Source organism: Luteimonas mephitis DSM 12574, assembly GCF_000422305.1.
GTDB classification, from domain to species: domain Bacteria; phylum Pseudomonadota; class Gammaproteobacteria; order Xanthomonadales; family Xanthomonadaceae; genus Luteimonas; species Luteimonas mephitis.
This window is the reverse complement of the sequence record NZ_AULN01000017.1, coordinates 39115-58053: the sequence shown is the minus strand read 5'-3', so window position 1 is coordinate 58053 and position 18939 is coordinate 39115. Positions and strand designations below refer to the sequence as shown.

14 protein-coding genes are annotated in these 18939 nt (G+C 70.0%); 13 read left to right on the top strand and 1 reads right to left on the bottom strand.

The features are described from left to right. Window positions 1–19: 19 nt before the first annotated feature. A complete protein-coding gene (locus tag H570_RS0107170; protein ID WP_425411550.1) occupies window positions 20–1528 on the bottom strand; it encodes a transglutaminase-like domain-containing protein in 1509 nt (502 codons plus the stop codon). Between the two features lie 347 nt (window positions 1529–1875). Here H570_RS0107170 and H570_RS0107165 point away from each other — a divergent pair, with 347 nt between their 5' ends. From H570_RS0107165 to H570_RS0107105, 13 genes are all read left to right on the top strand, one after another. Next, on the top strand, window positions 1876–3270 hold the full coding sequence (locus tag H570_RS0107165; RefSeq protein ID WP_027080138.1) for an SH3 domain-containing protein: 1395 nt from the start codon (window positions 1876–1878) through the stop codon (window positions 3268–3270). Window positions 3271–3307: 37 nt separating this feature from the next. Next, window positions 3308–4405 carry a dipeptide epimerase gene (locus H570_RS0107160; RefSeq protein WP_027080137.1) on the top strand — a complete coding sequence of 366 codons (1098 nt, stop codon included), beginning with the start codon at window positions 3308–3310 and terminating at the stop codon, window positions 4403–4405. Between the two features lie 13 nt (window positions 4406–4418). Continuing rightward, entirely contained in the window at window positions 4419–5267 is an 849-nt protein-coding gene (locus H570_RS0107155) for a MurR/RpiR family transcriptional regulator (RefSeq protein WP_027080136.1), read from the top strand. A 90-nt stretch (window positions 5268–5357) separates the two neighbouring features. Next, complete coding sequence (locus H570_RS0107150) at window positions 5358–6110, top strand: L,D-transpeptidase family protein (RefSeq protein ID WP_027080135.1); 753 nt, start codon at window positions 5358–5360, stop codon at window positions 6108–6110. Window positions 6111–6215: 105 nt separating this feature from the next. Beyond that, a complete protein-coding gene (locus tag H570_RS16775) occupies window positions 6216–7511 on the top strand; it encodes a dicarboxylate/amino acid:cation symporter (protein ID WP_051176208.1) in 1296 nt (431 codons plus the stop codon). A 218-nt stretch (window positions 7512–7729) separates the two neighbouring features. Then, complete coding sequence (locus H570_RS0107140; protein WP_027080134.1) at window positions 7730–9361, top strand: TldD/PmbA family protein; 1632 nt, start codon at window positions 7730–7732, stop codon at window positions 9359–9361. Between the two features lie 22 nt (window positions 9362–9383). Beyond that, on the top strand, window positions 9384–10718 hold the full coding sequence (locus H570_RS0107135; protein ID WP_027080133.1) for a TldD/PmbA family protein: 1335 nt from the start codon (window positions 9384–9386) through the stop codon (window positions 10716–10718). A gap of 158 nt (window positions 10719–10876) precedes the next feature. Beyond that, window positions 10877–11575 (top strand): DUF4159 domain-containing protein, encoded by a 699-nt coding sequence (locus H570_RS0107130; protein ID WP_027080132.1) that lies wholly within the window; start codon window positions 10877–10879, stop codon window positions 11573–11575. Between the two features lie 80 nt (window positions 11576–11655). Further along, window positions 11656–12684 (top strand): AAA family ATPase, encoded by a 1029-nt coding sequence (locus H570_RS0107125; RefSeq protein ID WP_027080131.1) that lies wholly within the window; start codon window positions 11656–11658, stop codon window positions 12682–12684. Between the two features lie 99 nt (window positions 12685–12783). Continuing rightward, window positions 12784–13692 carry a DUF58 domain-containing protein gene (locus tag H570_RS0107120; protein WP_027080130.1) on the top strand — a complete coding sequence of 303 codons (909 nt, stop codon included), beginning with the start codon at window positions 12784–12786 and terminating at the stop codon, window positions 13690–13692. Next, window positions 13689–14894, top strand: a complete 1206-nt coding sequence (locus H570_RS0107115) for a BatA domain-containing protein (protein ID WP_027080129.1) — start codon at window positions 13689–13691, stop codon at window positions 14892–14894. Before H570_RS0107120 ends, H570_RS0107115 begins: the two co-directional genes overlap by 4 nt. Continuing rightward, the gene (locus tag H570_RS0107110) at window positions 14891–17104 is read left to right on the top strand and encodes a hypothetical protein (protein WP_027080128.1); all 2214 of its coding nucleotides are present in this window, start codon (window positions 14891–14893) and stop codon (window positions 17102–17104) included. The genes H570_RS0107115 and H570_RS0107110 overlap by 4 nt, the downstream gene beginning before the upstream one ends. After that, window positions 17101–18924 (top strand): hypothetical protein, encoded by a 1824-nt coding sequence (locus H570_RS0107105; protein ID WP_027080127.1) that lies wholly within the window; start codon window positions 17101–17103, stop codon window positions 18922–18924. The genes H570_RS0107110 and H570_RS0107105 overlap by 4 nt, the downstream gene beginning before the upstream one ends. Window positions 18925–18939 lie beyond the last annotated feature (15 nt).

The following is an 18939-nucleotide window of genomic DNA, read 5'->3' as shown; positions in this document are numbered from 1 at the left end:
GTGGATGGCATTGTTGAAATCAGTGGTCTAGCGTGGCGCGTCCCTGCTTCGCCGGCAGGATCTGCCATTCGAAGTCGTAACCGGTCTGGTTGAAATACAGGTTGCCGCCGTCCCATTCGGCCTCGCCGCGCTGCGAGTCGATGTTGTCGGAACGGAAGTGCTTCTTCGGCGGCTGGAACGGCTGGTCCCAGTCCTGGTTGAAGGCGATCCGCCAGTTGTCCAGGCCGCCGAGGTAGAACCATTCCATCGACGGGTCGTTGCCGGTGCCCTTGTCGGCGGCAAGCCGGCCGGTGGTCACGTCCATCGGCACCCAGCCGTAGGGAGCGAGGTACACCTGCCCCCAGTCGTGGATGTTGCTGTAGTCGCCGTCGCTGAACACCATGCCGGACTGCCAGCGCGCCGGGATGCCGTTCATCCGCAGCAGGGTGATCAGCAGCAGCGTCTGCTGGCCGCAGTCGGCGTGGCCGGCGTGCAGGGCGTAGTCGCTGATGTTGCTGATGGTCGAATACTCGCGCGCCCCGGCCCACGGAATCTCGTCGACCGCGGCGAACAGCTTCCGCACGATGCGGTACGGATTGGTCTCGTCGCCCACCACGCGCCGCGAGAACTCGCGCATCGCATCCGTGAAGACCACGTGCGGGGCGCGTTCGGCCACATGGGGCGCGAGTTCCGGCGTGATCGTGGTCGCGACCACCTTGCCGGGATCGATGGCGTGGTACTGGCCGAAGATCGTCAGTTCGTAGGTCACCGAGAACTCGGTCGGGGCGCCAGCCTTTGCCGGCTTTTCCAGGTACACCGTGCGCTGCGGCGCGGTTTCCGGTGCGATCTCGTGCGCGGCCGGCACGCTGGCCACGAACACGATGTCTTCCTGGTGCCCCGGCAGCGACTGCGGATACGGAATCCAGGCGCGCACGGTTTCGCCGGCAGGCACCGCATCGGCATCCACCGACAGCTTCTGGGTCATGCGCAGCCGCAGCGGAAGCACGTTGGCCTGGTGCCCCGCCAGCGCCGCGTCGCGGATCGCGCGCTGGTGCGCGTTGAGCGATTCCATCGGGCCGTCGCTGATCGGCGACAGCCCGGGATCGCGGCGCGACAGCGCCTCCTCGCTCAGCCGGAACAGGTTGGACGGCGAACGGTTGAAGTAGAGCGTGCGGCCGTCGATGACCTGGTGTTCGAACAATCCGGCCGCGTTCCACTTCGCGAACTCGGCATCGGTCAGGTCGGGGATCTGCTTGCGCACGCGTGCCTCGACATCGGCTTGCTCGAGGGTGAAGTCCAGCAGGATGCGGCGCATGCGCTCGCGCTGGAAAGCGTAGGCCCGCTGCTGCACCGCAGCCATGCCGGGCTGGTCCAGCGCTTCGGCGATGCCGGCTTCGGCCGCCTTGAAGTCACCCGCATCCACCAGCGCCGACACCTGTTGCACCGAAGGCGGTGCAGGTACGGCCTGCGCGGCGGTCACGCCACAGGCGAGCGCTGCGCACAGCAGGCAGCCGGCCAGCCAGCGGCGCGAGCGCAGGCCTGCCGCCACCAACGTGGTCGACGGTGTGCGAACCGGATGGATCCAGGTGAAATACACGCCGTGCCCTGCCCCGCTGCATGTGCCCCATCGTTACGGCTGTGTAACATGCGCCCACAGCACCGTCAATAAATTATTCGAAAAACTTGCATAAGAAGAAATATGTATTCCATGATGCCCGCGGCGGGGGCGCCATTCGGGCGTCGGGGGAGATCCATGCTGCAGTGCAAGACACACGTGCCACTCATGCCCTGCGCGCTGCCGGCGCGGCCAGCACGGCGTCGCTCGACGACCTGCACGCCGGTGTCAGCGCGGTTCCCGGACACTGTTGTTCCTCCCGCCGACGCAGGATCGAACCGATGAAGCGCACTTTCCTCCTGGCCGCCCTGCTCGGCCTGTTCGCCGGCGGATTGCCGCCGCACGCCGATGCCCGCATGGCGCCGCAGCCGACCGGCGTGATCGGCGTCGACACCAACCAGCTCACCCCCGACTACTGGGTCGATCGCCAGCGCCAGGCCGACAAGGTGATCCTCGACCGCGGCGCGATCGCATCGCAGAACCGCAGGCTGCAGCACGAGGATCCCTCGCTGCATGACGTCGAGGGCCTGCCGGGCGAACTGCCTGCCGCGCAGGTGCGCGAATGGATCGAGGACCTGTCGTCGCGGCCGTCACGGCCGCTGTACGACGTGCAGGGCAAGCCGGTGGGCAAGAAGACCCTCGACGGCCTCATGGACGCGCTGAACCTCAAGGCGATCCCGAAGACGCAGCAGACCCGTTACGGCCTGGTCGTCCATCGCGCCGACCTGCGCACCTTCCCGACCACGACGCGCGTGTTCAGCAGCGTCGGCGACACCGACATCGACCGCTTCCAGGAGAGCGCGTTCTTCCCGGGCACCCCGGTGGCGATCGTGCACGAGAGCCGCGACCACAAGTGGCTGTTCGTGGTCGGCAACCTGTATGCGGCGTGGATCGAGAAGCAGCACGTCGCCGAGGGCAGCAAGACCCAGGTGTTCTCCTACACCCGCAAGGTGCCCTACCTGGTGGTGACCGGCGCAAAGGTGCGCACCACCTTCACCCCCGACCTGCCCGCGGTTTCGGACCTGCAGCTGGACATGGGCGTGCGCGTGCCGGTGCTGCGCGATTGGCCCGGGACCAAGGCCGTCAACGGCCAGGCCGCCTACGCCTCGCACGTGATCGAACTGCCGGTGCGCAGCGATGACGGCAGCCTGCGCATCGTCCCGGCGCTGCTGCCGCGCACGGCCGACGTCTCGCCCGACTACCTGCCGCTGACCCGCGCCAACCTGATCCGCCAGGCGTTCAAGTTCCTTGGCGAACGCTACGGCTGGGGCCATTCCTACGACACCCGCGACTGCAGCGGCTTCGTGTCCGAGGTCTACCGCAGCTTCGGCGTGCTGTTGCCGCGCAACACCCGCGACCAGGCCGTGAGCCCGGCGCTGAACCGGCTCGCCTTCGGCGCCGCCGACGGCCGCGACAAGCGGATGGATGCGGTCGCCGACCTGCAGGTGGGCGACCTGGTCTACATCCCCGGCCACGTGATGATGGTGATCGGGCACGACAACGGCATGCCCTACGTCATCCACGACACCAACGGCGGCAGCTGGCTGGGCGCCGACGGCAAGCCGGTCAGCGGCCACCTCAACGGAGTATCGGTGACGCCGCTGACGCCGCTGCGGTTCAACGCCGCGCAGACCTACGTCGACCGCATCACCAACATCCAGCGCATCCGGCCCTGAGCACCGCGGCCGGCAGCCCACCACACAAGGCGACGCAATGAAGATCACCGACATCCGCTTCGGCATGCTGCGGGTTCCGCTGAAAACGCCGTTCAAGACCGCGCTGCGCACGGTCGAACTGGTCGAGGACATCGTCGTCAGCATCCACACCGATACCGGCCACGTCGGCTACGGCGAGGCTCCGGCCACGGCGGTGATCACCGGCGACACCCACGGCTCGATCGTGTCGGCGATCAACAAGTTCATCGCGCCGCGCCTGATCGGCGAGGAGGTCGCCAACCTCAACCGCATCACCCGCCTCATCCAGGGCGCGCTGGAGCGCAACACCAGCGCCAAGGCGGCGGTCGAGATCGCGGTCTACGACCTGTGGGCGCAGCTTTATGACACCCCGCTTTACAAGATGCTCGGCGGCGGCGAGCCGGTGATCACCACCGACATCACCATCAGCGTCGACCACATCGACAAGATGGTCGCCGACTCGCTGTCGGCCGTGGACCGCGGCTTCGAATCCCTGAAGATCAAGGTCGGCAAGGACATCGGCGTCGACATCGAGCGGGTCAAGGCGATCTATGCCGCGGTCGAGGGCCGTGCGCTGCTGCGCCTGGACGCCAACCAGGGCTGGACCGCGAAGCAGGCGGTCTACGCGATGCAGTCGCTGGAGGACGCCGGGGTGCGCCTGGAGCTGCTGGAGCAGCCGGTCAAGGCGCAGGACATCGACGGACTGAAATACGTCACCGACCGCGTGCACACGCCGGTGATGGCCGACGAAAGCGTGTTCGGCCCGCTGCAGGTGATCGACCTGATCAAGGCGCGCGCCGCCGACATCATCAACATCAAGCTGATGAAGACCGGCGGCATCTCCAATGCGATCCGCATCGCCGACATCGCCGCGCTGTACGGCGTGGAATGCATGATCGGCTGCATGCTCGAGACCAGCATCAGCGTCGCCGCCGCGGTGCACGTGGCGGTGGCCAAGTCCGGGGTGATCACCAAGGTGGACCTGGACGGTCCCTCGCTGTGCGCCTTCGACCCGGTCGACGGCGGAGTGACGTTCAACGAATCGGAAATCTCGATCGGCGACGCGCCGGGGCTGGGCATCCGCGAAATCCGCGGCCTCGAACCACTCACCGCCTGACGCGCCGCAGGCCATGTCGCCGCTGCTCAAGATCCGCTCCGAGCGCGACCAGATGTCTGCGATCGAGCGCCGCATCGCCGACTTCGTGCTCGAAAACGCGCACCTGCTGCGCGACTATTCCTCGCAGCAGCTCGCCAGCGCGCTGGGCATCAGCCAGTCGAGCGTGGTCAAGTTCAGCCAGAAGCTCGGCTTCAAGGGCTACCCGGACCTGAAGTATTCGGTCGGCGAGTCGCTCGCGCGCGGCGACGACGGCGACGAGAACGGCGCGCCCATCGCGAGCGAAGACCCGCACCCGCACGCCGCGCTGGCCGAGAGCCTGTGGCGCGCGAAGGCGCAGGCCGGGGAGGAAACCCGGCTGATCAATCCGCCCGAGACGATCGACGCCATCGCCGACGCGATCCGCGGCGCGCAGAAGGTGTTCGTGATCGGCCTGGGGCCGGACGGCATCCATGCGCGCGCGTTCGCCATGAAGCTGTCGCTGCTGGGCATCCTCGCGGTCCACCACTTCGACCCGGTGCTGATGCCCGCCGCGGTGTCCACCACATCGGGCGGCGACGTGCTGCTGGCGTTCTCCGAGCACGGCAGGCAGTCGTCGCTGTGCCAGATCGCCAGGCTGTTCCACGAACGCCGCGGCAAGGTGGTCACGGTGACGCGGCACACGGCCAACCCGCTGCGAGCGCACGCCGACCTGTCCCTGCTGGTCTCCGCCCACGACGAGCGCGCGCACATCCAGCCGCTGCTCTACCAGACCGCGCTGCAGCAGCTGCTGGACCTGATCTTCCAGCTGCTGTGCGAGGATGAAGGTCGCCTGCAGCAGCTGTCGATCAACCTCGAACTGATGCACCCGATGCTCGATACCTGACCGCAGGAGCGCCCCATGGGCGCGATGCTTGCGCTGGCAAGGCCATCGCGCCCATGGGGCGCCCCTGCAACCGACCTGATGACCATGGACATGACACTTCGCATTCTTGCCGCATTCGCCGTCCTGGTGCTCGCCGGTTGCACGACCGTCGGCCCGAAATCCGATGCCACTGCCTGGCGCGACGCCCGCCAGATGGTGCTCGTCACCACCGCCGACTGGGATGCCACGACCGGCACCCTGCGCACCTTCGCGCGCGACGAAGCCGGGGCCTGGCGCGAACAGGGCGAAGCGGCGCCGGTGAGCGTCGGCCGCGGCGGTTCTGGCTGGGGCATCGGCCTGAGTCCGGCGCAAACCAGTGGACCGGTCAAGCGCGAGGGCGACGGCCGCGCACCGGCCGGCGTGTTCGCGATCGGCGAGGCCTTCGGCTACTCGGAACATGCCGGCACCGCCCTGCCCTACGCACAGATGCAGGCCAGCAGCTGGTGCATGGATGTCGTTGCCTCGCCGCTGTACAACCGCATCGTCGATGCTGCGCAGGTCGGCGACGCCGCGGTGCGCGGCTCCAGCGAGCCGATGCGCCTGGACCTGCACAACGGCGGCGACCAGCGCTACCGCAGCGGCTTCGTGATCGAACACAACCCGGACGCGCGCAAGGGCGCGGGCAGCTGCATCTTCGCCCACCTGTGGAAGGCGCCCGGCGCACCGACCGCGGGCTGCACCGCGATGGCCGACACGACGATGCAGCGGCTGTACGGCTGGCTGCGACCGGACGCGAAGCCGGTGTTCGTGCTGCTGCCGCAGGCCGAACATGATCGCCTGCAAGCTGCCTGGCACCTGCCGTAGGAGCGCCCCATGGGCGCGATGGCCTTGCCGGCGCACGCATCGCGCCCATGGGGCGCTCCCAAGTGATCGCACATCGCCCTTCCTTCCGCACGAGGCCCGCACCGCATGTCGATGACCTTCCGCATCCTGCTCGGACTCGCACTGGGCGCCATCATCGGCCTGGCGCTCGCGCTCTGGGACCCGGCCACGGCCACCGTCGTCGCCGGCTTCGTGCAGCCGATCGGCCGGCTGTGGCTCAACGCACTGCAGATGACGGTCGTGCCGCTGGTCGCCGCGCTGATCGTGCTGGGCGTCAACACCGCCAGCGACGCCGCATCCTCGGGCCGCACCGCGCGCAGGGCGATCGTGGTGTTCCTCGTCCTGCTGACCCTGGCCGCGGTCTACACCGCGATCGCCGCGCCCGCCCTGCTTTCGCTGCTCCCGCGCGACGAGGCGCTGGTGCAGTCGTTCCGCACCGCGCTGACGCCGGTGGCCGCCGGCACCGCGCCGGGCGGCTTCGGCGAAGCGGTCGCCGCGATCATCCCGGCCAACGTGATCGCCGCCGCCGCGGCCAGCGCAATGCTGCCGCTGGTGGTGTTCGCGCTGTTCTTCGGTTTCGCCCTGAACCGCATCGACCCGGCGCACAAGGCACGGCTGCTGGACTTCGTGCAGGCGATCGGCGACGTGATGATCGTGATCGTGCGCTGGGTGCTGTGGGTGGCGCCGCTGGGGGTGTTCGCGCTGGTGCTGGCGGTGTGCGCCCAGGTGGGTGTGAAGATGCTCAGCGCGCTGGCCTGGTACATCGCGCTGCAGTGCACGCTGTACATCAGCGTCACCGTGATGCTGTACCTGGTCGCGCGCGTCTTCGGCGGCGAGCCGTTCAAGCGCTTCGCGCTGGCGATCATCCCGGCGCAGACCATCGCCGCCAGCACGCAGTCTTCGCTGGCCTCGCTGCCGGCGATGCTCGAAAGCGCGCGCGTGCGCCTGGGCTACCCGCTGCAGGTCAGCTCGCTGGTGCTGCCGATGGCGGTCTCGCTGTTCCGCATCACCAGCCCGGTCCAGTACCTCGGCGTGGCCGCGTTCATCGCCTGGATCTACGGCATCGACGTGACCACGGCCCACGTCGCCGCCGGCGTCGGCCTGGCGGTGATCGTCAGCATGGGTTCGGTGGGCCTGCCCGGGCAGGTGAGCTTCATGGCCACCAACATGCCGGTGGTGCAGGCGATGGGGCTGCCCATCGAACCGCTGGGCGTGCTGCTCGCGGTGGACACGATTCCCGACGTGTTCTCGACGGTCGGCAACGTCAGTGCCGACCTCACCGCGACCAGCGTCGTGGCCAGGCGCACGCCGGACGCGCTCCGGGAAGCCATCGCCGAGCCGGACGCGCACCTCGCAACCGCTGAACCCGACAACGTTGCCTGAGCGTCGCGGGTCGGCTCTGCGTGGCCGACGGCTTCCTGCAGGCTTTGCACGGTCGTCGGGGATGCAACTCGTCCTGCCGCCCAGTGGAGGTGGGGGTGACGAACGTCACTTGACCCTTCCGCATCGCCGCCAGCAGAGTCGACGGGTTCGCCCTCTTCTCACGCCTGCGTCCCGGGGACCCGACGGACGCGCGCAGGCCATACCGGTGGAGCAACTCGATGGACAGACGTGACTTCCTCGCGATCAGCGGCGTCGGCCTGGCTGGCCTGGCGCTTCCCTTCGGCACGCGCGCGATCGCCGCCGAGGCCCTGCTGGCGACGATGGACGTGGGCCTGAAGAAGGCGATGGCCGACGCCGCGCTGCAGGCCGCCACCCAGGCCGGCGCCTCGTACTGCGACGCACGCATCGGCCGCTACCTGCGGCAATTCGTGATCACCCGCGAGGACAAGGTCCAGAACGTGGTCAACACCGAATCCAGCGGCGTCGGCATCCGCGTGATCGCCAACGGCGCCTGGGGCTTCGCGGCGACCAACGACATGACCACGCAGGGCGTCGCCAATGCCGCGCGCCAGGCCGTCGCGATCGCCAGGGCGAACGCGAAGACCCAGACCGCGCCGGTGCAGCTTGCACCGACGCCCGGCGTCGGCGAGGTGGCGTGGAAGACGCCGATCCGCAAGAACGCGATGGCCGTTCCGGTCAAGGACAAGGTCGACCTGCTGCTGGGCGTCAACGCCGCGGCGACCAATGCCGGCGCCAGCTTCGTCAACTCGATGCTGTTCCTGGTCAACGAACAGAAATACTTCGCGTCCACCGATGGTTCCTACATCGACCAGGACGTGCACCGCATCTGGGCGCCGATGAGCGTGACCGGGATCGACAAGGCCAGCGGCAAGTTCCGCACCCGCGAGGGCCTGTCCGCGCCGATGGGCATGGGTTACGAGTACCTGGACGGCGACTCCTCGGGCAAGGTCGTTTCGCCCAACGGCGTGGTCAACTACAGCACCTCCTATGACATGGTCGAGGACGCCATCGCCGCGGCGAAGCAGGTGCAGGAGAAGCTCAAGGCACCGTCGGTGAAGCCGGGCAAGTACGACCTCGTGCTCGACCCCTCGCACACCTGGCTGACCATCCACGAGAGCATCGGCCACCCGCTCGAGCTCGACCGCGTACTCGGCTACGAGGCCAACTACGCCGGCACCAGCTTCGTCACCCTCGACAAGGTCAGGGACCATTTCCAGTACGGCAGCGAGCACGTCAGCATCATCGCCGACAAGACCCAGCCCGGCAGCCTCGGCGCCGTCGGCTACGACGACGAGGGCGTCAAGACCCAGCAGTGGGACCTGATCCGCGACGGCAAGCTGGTCAGCCTGCAGGCGATCCGCGACCAGGCCCATATCCTCGGCCTCGACCACTCGCAGGGATGCTGCTACGCCGATTCGTGGTCGAGCGTGCAGTTCCAGCGCATGCCCAACGTCTCGCTCGAGGCGGGAAAGGCCGAGCTGTCGGTCGCCGACATGATCAAGGACGTCGAGAACGGCATCTACATCATCGGCGACGGCTCGTTCTCGATCGACCAGCAGCGCTACAACGCGCAGTTCGGCGGCCAGCTGTTCTACGAGATCAAGAACGGCAGGATCACGCGGATGCTCGAAGACGTGACCTACCAGATGCGCACCCCGGAATTCTGGAACTCGTGCGTCGCGGTCTGCGACAAGCGCGACTACCGAATGGGCGGCTCGTTCTTCGACGGCAAGGGTCAGCCGAGCCAGGTCTCGACGGTCTCGCACGGTTCGAGCACGGCGCGGTTCAACGGCGTCAACGTCATCAGCAGCGCCCGCAGCCTCGGCTGAGCGGACCACAGGAGATTCGCCAATGAGCATCCTCACCGAAGCGCAAGCCAAGGCCATCCTCGACAAGGTCATCAAGCTGTCGACCGCCGACGAATGCACCGCGCAGCTGAGCGGGTCGATCGACGGCAACATCCGTTTCGCGCTCAACAACGTATCCACCAGCGGCGTGGTCGACAACACCGACCTGGTCGTGCAGGTCGCGTTCGGCAAGCGCAGCGGCGTGGCGACGATCAACCAGTTCGACGACGCCTCGCTCGAGCGCGTGGTGCGCCGCGCCGAGGAACTGGCCAGGCTCTCGCCGGAGAACCCCGAGTTCATGCCCGCCGTCGGGAAGCAGGCCTACACGCCCACCCGGACCTTCAATGCGTCCACCGCCGCGATCTCGCCGGAATACCGCGCCAAGGTCGCCGCCGACTCGATCGATGCCTGCAAGGCCGAGAAGCTCGTCGCCGCCGGCTTCCTGCAGGACGGGCAGAGCTTCCAGGCCTTCGCCAACAGCAACGGCAACTTCGGCTACCAGCAGTCCAGCGGCCTGGACTACACCTGCACCGTGCGCACCGAGGACGGCAGCGGGTCCGGCTGGGTCGGGCGCAACCTCGGCGACGTCGACAAGTTCGACGCCGGCCAGGACATCCGCACCGCGGTGCGCAAGGCCACCGCGTCGTCGGGCGCCAAGGCGCTGGAACCGGGCAAGTACACCGTGATCCTGGAGCCCGCGGCGGCGGCCGGCCTGATCTCGTTCATGATGAATTACTTCGACGCGCGCCAGGCCGACGAAGGCCGCAGCTTCCTGTCGAAGAAGGGCGGTGGCAACAAGATCGGCGAGCAGGTCTACGACCCGCGCGTGAACTTCCACGCCGATCCCGGCGATGCCGATGTCCCGGTCATGCCCTGGGACGGCGACGGCCTGCCGCGCGAGAAGATGGACATCGTCAAGGACGGCAAGGTGGTGGCGCTGGACTACTCGCGCTACTGGGCGCAGAAGAGCGGCAAGCGCGCGGTCGGCACGCCCGGCAACCTGATCATGGCCGGCGGCGACAAGTCCACCGCCGACCTCGTCCGCGGCACCAGCAAGGGCATCCTGGTCACCCGCACCTGGTACATCCGCATGGTCGATCCGCAGACCGTGCTGCTGACCGGGCTGACCCGCGACGGCACCTTCTACATCGAGAACGGCGAGATCAAGTACCCGGTGAAGAACTTCCGCTTCAACGAATCGCCGGTGATCATGCTCAACAACATCGAGGAGCTCGGCAAGCCGATCCGGGTGCAGGGCGACGAGTCCTCGATCGCGATGATGATCCCGCCGATGAAGCTGCGCGACTTCACCTTCACTTCGCTGTCGGATGCGGTGTGAAGCACCGCGCCCCCGGCACCATGGGCGGCAACGGGCTGGCCATCTCGCGCTGCCCGCCGCGCCGGCGCAGGCGGGAGCGCGGGAACCTTGACCTGCACAGGGCCGGCGTCCATGGCCCCCCGGCCACGCGGGGCTGACGGACAGCGGACGGCCGCATCGTGAACCGCGCGCAGTTCCTGAAACTTGTCCTTGGTGGCGCGGCCGGCGCCGCGCTCGCCCCGCTCGCCCGCGCCGCGGCGCCTTACGACTTCTGGTTCACGCGACTGAAGTACGACTCCGGCGACTGGGACGTCGACCAGCGCATGCCGGCGAACATGATCACCTCGCTGATCGACTACACCAGCCTGCGCGTCGACCCGAAGGAGCACGTGGTGGCGCTGGCCGACCCGAAGATGCTGCTGGCGCCGTTCTGCTACCTCGCCGGGCACAAGCTGGTCGAGTTCAACCCCGCCGAACGACGCAACTTCGAGCAGTACGTGCGCAACGGCGGCTTCGTGTTCGTCGACGACTGCAACCACGACATCGACGGCCTGTTCGCCACGTCGTTCGAACGCCAGATGGCGTCGATCTTCGGCACCAGTGCGCTGAAGAAGCTGCCGAACAGCCATGGCATCTACCGCAGCTTCTTCACCTTCAAGGACGGCCCGCCGGCCACCGGCCTGGAGCTCAACGGCTGGGGCGACGACCTCGTCCACGATTACCTCAAGGGCATCGACGTCAACGGCCGCCTCGGCGTGCTCTACAGCAACAAGGACTATGGTTGCGAATGGGACTACGACTGGCGCAACAAGCGCTGGCTGGCCGAGGACAACACCAAGTTTGCCGTCAATATCGCGATCTATGCGCTGACGGCATGACTGTCCCGCGTACCCCGGCCCATCCCGTCGTCATTCCCGCGAATCCACGTCTCCATCTGCATCTGAACGACAGGATCCACATGAGCACTCCCCCCACCGAAGCCGATCTCCAGGCCGAACTCGCGCAACTCACCACCCTGCGCGCCGCCATCGCCCAGGCCGTCGTCGGCCAGGACGACGTGGTCGAACAGCTCCTGATCGCCCTGCTCGCCGGCGGCCATTGCCTGCTCGAAGGCGTGCCCGGGCTTGGCAAGACGCTGCTGGTGCGTTCGCTGGGGCAGGCGCTGGACCTGCCGTTCCGGCGCGTGCAGTTCACCCCCGACCTGATGCCCAGCGACATCATCGGCACCGAGATCCTGGAAGAAGACCACGGCACCGGCCGCCGCGCGTTCAAGTTCCAGCCCGGCCCGGTGTTCACCAGCCTGCTGCTGGCCGATGAACTCAACCGCACGCCGCCCAAGACCCAGGCCGCGCTGCTGGAGGCGATGCAGGAACACACCGTCAGCTACGCCGGCGTCACCCATGCGCTGCCCGCGCCGTTCTTCGTGCTGGCGACGCAGAACCCGATCGAACAGGCCGGCACCTATCCGCTGCCCGAAGCGCAGCTCGACCGCTTCCTGCTGCACGTGCGCGTCGACTATCCAAGCGAAGCCGAGGAGCGCGACATCATCACCCAGACCACGGGCACGCGCGCCGCCGCGGTTCCACGGGTGATGGGCGGCGATGCCATCCTCGCCCTGCAATCGCGGGTGCGCGAGGTGCACTTCGGCGACGACCTGCTCGACTGGGTCACCCGGCTGGTCCGCGCCAGCCGTCCGCAGGCCGGCGCGACCGGCAAGGGCGCGACCGATGAAGACGCGACCCATGAAGTGCGACAGTGGCTGCGCTGGGGCGCCGGCCCGCGCGCCGGGCAATCACTGGTGCTGGCCGCCAAGGCGCGCGCCCTGCTGCATGGCCGCCTGGCCGCGACGCGCCACGACATCCACGCGCTTGCTGCGCCGGTGCTGCGCCACAGGCTGCTGCTGTCGTTCGCCGCCGAGGCCGAACGCAAGTCGGCCGACGACATCGTCGCCATGCTGCTGCGCAACGTGCTCTTCGCCGCCTCCTGATTCCGAAGGAGCGGCGGAAGCCGCGAGCTTTCGACCTTCCATCGGCTGCACTCAAAAGCTCGCGGCTTCCGCCGCTCCCGCAGGCAAGCCTCCAGCACCATGAGCACTTCGACCCCGACGCATCCCGACCTCATCCCCGCCGACGCGCGCGCGCGGCTGGGCACGCTGCGCCTGGCGATGCGGCAACCGGCCGCTGTGCAGGGCTATGGCGTGCACCACAGCCGCAGCCGCGGCGCTGGCCTGGAGTTCGCCCAGTACCGCGCCTACGAGCCCGGCGATTCGCTGCGCCAGGTCGACTGGAAACTCTATGCGCGCTCCGACAGGTTCTTCGTGCGCGAGGCCGAGCGCGACAGTCCGCTGACCGCGTGGTTGCTGCTCGACGCCAGCGCGTCGATGGCGCAGTGCGACGCCGCGCGCCCCGGCTGGTCGCGGCTGGATGCGGCAAAGGCGCTGGCCGCCTGCACGATCGAACTGGCGCTGCGCCAGGGCGACCGCTTCGGCGTCATTGCCGCCGGCGGCAGCGGCCTGCACGCCTTGCCGGCGGGCGGCGGCGCGCGCCATCGCGACCGCTGCGTGCTCGAACTCCAGCGCCTCTTGGCAAGCGGCGCATGGCCCGGCCAGCGGCTGCGCCCGCTGTGGGAAGGCATCCACGCCGGCACGCTGGTGATCATGCTCAGCGACTGTTTCGACGACGCCGTGGTGGCGCTGGCCGAACGCCTCGCCGCCGCGCGGCGCGAAGTGGTGGTCGTGCAGCTGCTGACCGCCGAGGAGCGTGACTTCCCGTTCCGCGGCGGCCACCGCTTCCGCGATCCGGAAACCGGCGACGAAGTCCTCGGCGATGGCGCCGCGGTGCGCGACGGGTTCATCGAACGCTTCACCGCTGCGCGCGCGGCGCTGGCCAGGCGTTTCGCCGCAAGCGGCATCCGCCATGTCGAACACGTGCTCGACCAGCCGCTCGACGCGCCGCTGCGGGCGCTGTTCGGCGCGCACCGCGGCGCCGGCGCATGAACCTGGCGCTGCTGTTCCCGGCCGGGCTCGCCGCACTGGCGGCGCTGCTGCTGCCGCTGCTGATCCACCTCGCGCGCCGCAGCGAGCAGCGCATCACCGACTTCGCCGCGCTGCGCTGGCTGTCGACACGGTCGCGTCCGCGCCGCAGGCGCCGCTTCGACGAGCGCCTGTTGCTGCTGGTGCGGCTGCTCCTGCTCGCCGCGCTGGCCGTGCTGCTGGCACGCCCGGTGCTGTACGGGCAGCCCGATCGCACGCCGTGGATCGTGGCCGCGCCCGAAGTCGGCTCGGCGGCCCTGCACAATGCCGCGGGCAGCGGCAACGCACGCCTGCACTGGCTCGCGCCCGGCTTTCCCGGCGTCGACGACACCGCACCGGCGCCGCGCCAACCCGTCGCCAGCCTGCTGCGCGAACTCGACGCCGTGCTTCCCGCCGGCACGCCGCTGACCGTGCTCGTGCCCGCGCTGATCGACGGCGCCGATGCGCAGCGGCCAAGGCTGAGCCGCCGCGTCGACTGGCGCGTGATGCCTTCCGCGGCGCACCCGCCGGCCGCCATCGCCGCGACCGCAATCCCGGAGCTGACCGTGATCCACGCGCCGGAGCACGCGCCGGCACTGCGCTACCTGCGCGCGGCCGGCGCCGCCTGGCGCGCGGAGATGCCGGCGGCCGGCACCGACTCGAAGTCCGCGACCGCAGCCACCGCCGCGTCGCCCATCGTGATCGCCCCGGCATCGCAAGCGCTCGACGCCGGCACGCGCAACCTCGTCTGGCTCGTGCCCGGCGCGCTGCCCGCACGCGTCCGCGACTGGATCGACAACGGCGGCCGTGCGCTGCTTGCCGCCGATGTCGAGGCGCCGGAGCTCGCGAAGTCCGCGCCGCTGTGGCGCGACGGCCAGGGCGATGCGCTCGTCCGCGGCGCCCCGCTGGGCCGCGGCCGGATCATGCAGCTCACGCGCGCGCTGTCGCCCGATGCCATGCCTCAGCTGCTGGAAGCCGATTTCCCCGATCACCTGCGCGTGCTGTTCGAAGACCCCGCGCCCGCGCCCGCACGCGCGGCTGCCAGCGCCTATGCGCCGACGACCGGCACACCGCCCTGGCCGGAAACTCCACGCCCGCTGGCACCGTGGCTCATTGCACTGGTGGCACTGCTGTTCGCGGTCGAACGCTGGCTCGCCAGTGGTCCGCGGCACGGGGCGGCAGAATGAGCGCCGAAACGCTCCTGCGCAGTTTGCGTGAAGCCGCGCGCCGGCGTCGTGGCAGCAATGTCCTGCTGCATGCGCTGCCGTGGCTGGGCGTGCTGGCCACGCTGGCGTGGCGCTGCGACTGGAATGCCTGGCTGCTGCTGTTGCTGGCGCTGGCCTCGATCACGACCCTCTGGTTCGCATGGCGCTCCATGCGCGCCATCGACGCGCGCTGGCTCGCGCGCCGGCTTGATGCAACGCGGCCGGACATGGAAGACAGCGCCGCGCTGCTGTTCTCCGGCGATGGCGAGCAAGACCAGTCTGGCCCGTTGCAGCAACTGCAGCGCGCGCGCCTGCAACAGCGGCTCGAAGCGCATCCGCGCCCCGACCTGCGGGAACCGTGGCGCCCCCGTTCCCTGCTCGCATCCGTCCTCGCGGCACTGGTCGCCGCAACGGTCGTCGCGCTGTGGCCGGCACCACGAGGGCCATCGGCCGATGGCAGCGCCCCCGCGGCCGTCGTTCCCGGCAAGGCCGCGGCGCCGCGGCTGGTCGAACAGCGACTCGGCATCCAGCCTCCGGCGTACACCGGCCTGCCGGCGCGGCAACAAACCACGCTGGAGGCCAAAGTGCCCGCCGGCACGACGCTGCAGTGGACGCTGCGTTTTGCGCCGACACCGGAATCCGCCGAACTGCTGTTCCACGACGGCCGGCGCCTGCCACTGCAGCGCCATGGCGACGACTGGACCGCGCGCATGCGCATCGACAGGTCGACGCTCTACCGCCTCGTGCTGCCGACGCCGCTGCCGGCCGCGCAGGCGGCCCTGCATCGCATCGATGCCGTCGCCGATGCGCCGCCCGTGCTGCGCGCGCTGCAGCCCGACCGCAACCTCAGCATCCGCGGCAGCGGCCAGCGCAGCTGGGCGCTGGTGTTCGAGGCCGACGACGACCACGGCCTCGCGACGGGCGCGCGCCTGGAGCTGATCCAGACCCAGGGCGGTGGCGAGAACATCACCACGCGCCAGCGCACGATTGCGATCGCCGGGCGCGGCAGTGCGAAGCACAAGCGCTACGCGCATACGCTCGACCTCGCCTCGCTCGGCCTGGTCGCAGGCGATGACCTGATCGTGCGCCTGGAAGTGGCCGACAATCGCGCGCCGCAGCCTCAGCACACCCGCAGCCCGAGCTTCATCCTGCGCTGGCCGCCGGAGCGGGCAGTCGAATCCACCGGCATGGAGGGCCTGGTGAAGCAGGCATTGCCGGCGTACCTGCGCAGCCAGCGCCAGATCATCATCGACGCCGGGGCGCTGCTGGCGCAGAAGCGCAGGCTCGATGCCGCTGCGTTCCTCAAGCGCTCCGACGAACTCGGGGTCGACCAGCGCCTGCTGCGGCTGCGCTATGGCCAGTTCCTCGGCGAGGAAAGCGAAGGCGCGCCGGCGCTTGCCACGAACGACCTGCCGACGAACGACCTGCCCACCAACGACGCAGGTGAAAGCCGCGACACCGATCATGCCGCGCATGCCGCTTCGCAGTCCGGGAACCACGCCGGCCATGACGACCACGCCCCTGCCCCGGGCGCGCCACCGGCGAAATTCGGCGAAGCCGGCGCGGTCCTGGTCGAGTACGGCCATACCCACGACCTCTCGGAAGCCGCGACCCTGCTCGATCCGGCAACCAAGAAGCTGCTGCGCGCCGCGCTCGACCAGATGTGGCAGTCCGAGCAGCAGCTGCGCCTGGGCAGCCCGGACGCGGCGCTGCCATTCGCTCGCAAGGCGCTGGACTTCATCAAGCAGGTGCAGCAGGCCGACCGCATCTACCTCGCGCGCACCGGCAGCGAACTGCCGCCGATCGACGAAAGCCGGCGCCTGGGCGGCGACCGCAGCGGGCTCGGCGATCGGCGCGACGTGCTGGCCGATGCCGCACCGGTCGATCCCGTCCCCGCCGCCGCGTGGCGCGCGCTGCAGGACGCGCCGGGCAAGGATCGCAAGGCGCCCGACTATGACGCGCTCGAACGCTGGGCGCGCGCGCAGCACGCGCAGGCATCCGATCCACTGGCACTGTTCGCCGCGATCGACGCTGCGCGCCGCGACCCCGCATGCGCCGAGTGCCGCGAGCGCCTGCGCCAGGCGCTGTGGCCGCTGCTGCCGCGGCCGACGCCCGCGCCGACCCAGCGCGACCGCGCGGACAACGCCGGCCGGGCCTACCTCGATGCACTGGACGCCGGAGGCGCGCGATGACCGCGGAAGTCGCGACCGCCCTCGCCCTCGCATTCACCGTGCTCGCGGCCAGCGTCCGGGCCGTGTGGCGGGCACGCCACGCCAGCGTGGACGTCCGGCCGCGCGCCTGGCGCGTCATCGTGCTGCTGCTCGCACAGGCTGCAAGCGCGGCATTGCTGTACTGCGTGCTGTTCCCGCCTGCGATGCACACGCAGGCCGGAACGCTGGTCGTGGCGACCGCCCGCGCCGACCAGGCATCCACGGCCGGCCTGTCGCCTGGCGAACGCATGGTCGCGCTGCCCGAAGCGCCGGCGCTGCGCGGCGCCGAACGCATGCCCGATCTCGCCGCCGCGCTGCGCCGCTATCCAGCGACCACGCGCATCCGCGTGCTCGGCGCCGGACTCGTGGCGCGGGATCAACCGGCCGCGCAGGGCCGCGCGCTGGACTTCGTGCCGGCGCCGCTTCCGCGCGGACTGGTCGCGCTGTGGCCGCCGCAGCAGGTGCAGGCTGGGCGCCGGTTCGAAGTCGGCGGTCGCGCTGAAGGCCTGCCGGGTGGCAGCGCCGAACTGCTCGATCCCGGCAACGCCGTCGTCGCCCGCGCCAGCATCGCTGCCGATGGCCGCTTCCGGCTCGCCGGCACGACACGCGGCGCGGGCCCGGCGACCTGGCGACTGCAACTGCGCGACAGCGACAAGCGGCGCGTTGAAGACACCACGCTGCCGCTCGTGGTCGAACCTGGTGCCACGCTGCGCGTGCTGGTGCTGGCGGGCGCGCCCAACCCGGAGTTGAAGTACTTGCGCCGCTGGGCGACCGATGCCGGGCTGTCGCTCGACACCCGCATCAGCCTCGGCGCCGGCATGCAGATCGGCGATGCGCCGGTGGCGTTCGATGCCGCGAGCCTCGGCAAGTTCGACCTGGTCGTGCTAGACCAGCGCGCCTGGCAATCGCTCGGCGCGGCGCGCCGCGCGGCGCTGGACCTGGCGATCCGCGATGGCCTCGGCCTGCTGCTGCGACTGTCCACCGTGCCGGACGGCGCCGATCGCAGCGCACTGCTGCAACTCGGATTCACCGCGACGCCTGCAGGCTCGGCGCGCGAAGTGCGCCTGCCCGCGGCATTGACTGGCGTCGGGGACGAGACCGGAAACGACGGCAAAGCCTTGCCCACCCTGACCCGCGCGCCGCTGCGCATCGGCGCCATCGACGCCAGCCCGCTCGTGCCCGACGCCAGCGGCACGCCGCTGGCAAGCTGGCGTGCGCGGGGCGCGGGCCGCATCGGCATCGCCACGTTCGACGACAGCTTCCGGCTGGTGCTCGCCGGCCACGGCGATCGCCACGGGGAACTGTGGGGCACGCTGTTCTCCACCCTTGCGCGCGCCCGCGGCACGCCCGCCCCCGCGGTCGAAGGCGACGCATTCGCCGGCCAGCGCGTCGTGCTGTGCGGCCTGCGTGGTCGCGCCGGGGTCGATACGCCGGACGGCCGCAGCGTCACGGTGCTGATCGACCCGGCCAGCGGCCCCGGCGGCTGCGCGGCGTTCTGGCCGCGCCAGCCCGGCTGGCACGTCCTGCGCACGTCTCCTCCCGCGCAGCCGGGCGACGAGCACCGGCTGTCCTTCCACGTCCGTGCCGCGGGTGACGTCCCCGGCCTGCAGGCCGCCGCCTTGCGCGAGCAGACGCAGGCCCTCGCCGCGGCGAGCGCTCCGGCAACCGCCGGCGTCGCTGCCACGTCGGGCCCGCGCTGGCCGTGGTTCCTCGCCTGGCTGCTGTCGAGCGCCGCGCTGTGGTGGTTCGAGCGATCCCGGGCCGGAATCGGGCACGCCGTTACCGCGGCATCCCGCCGCTGATTCCCAGCCGCTCGC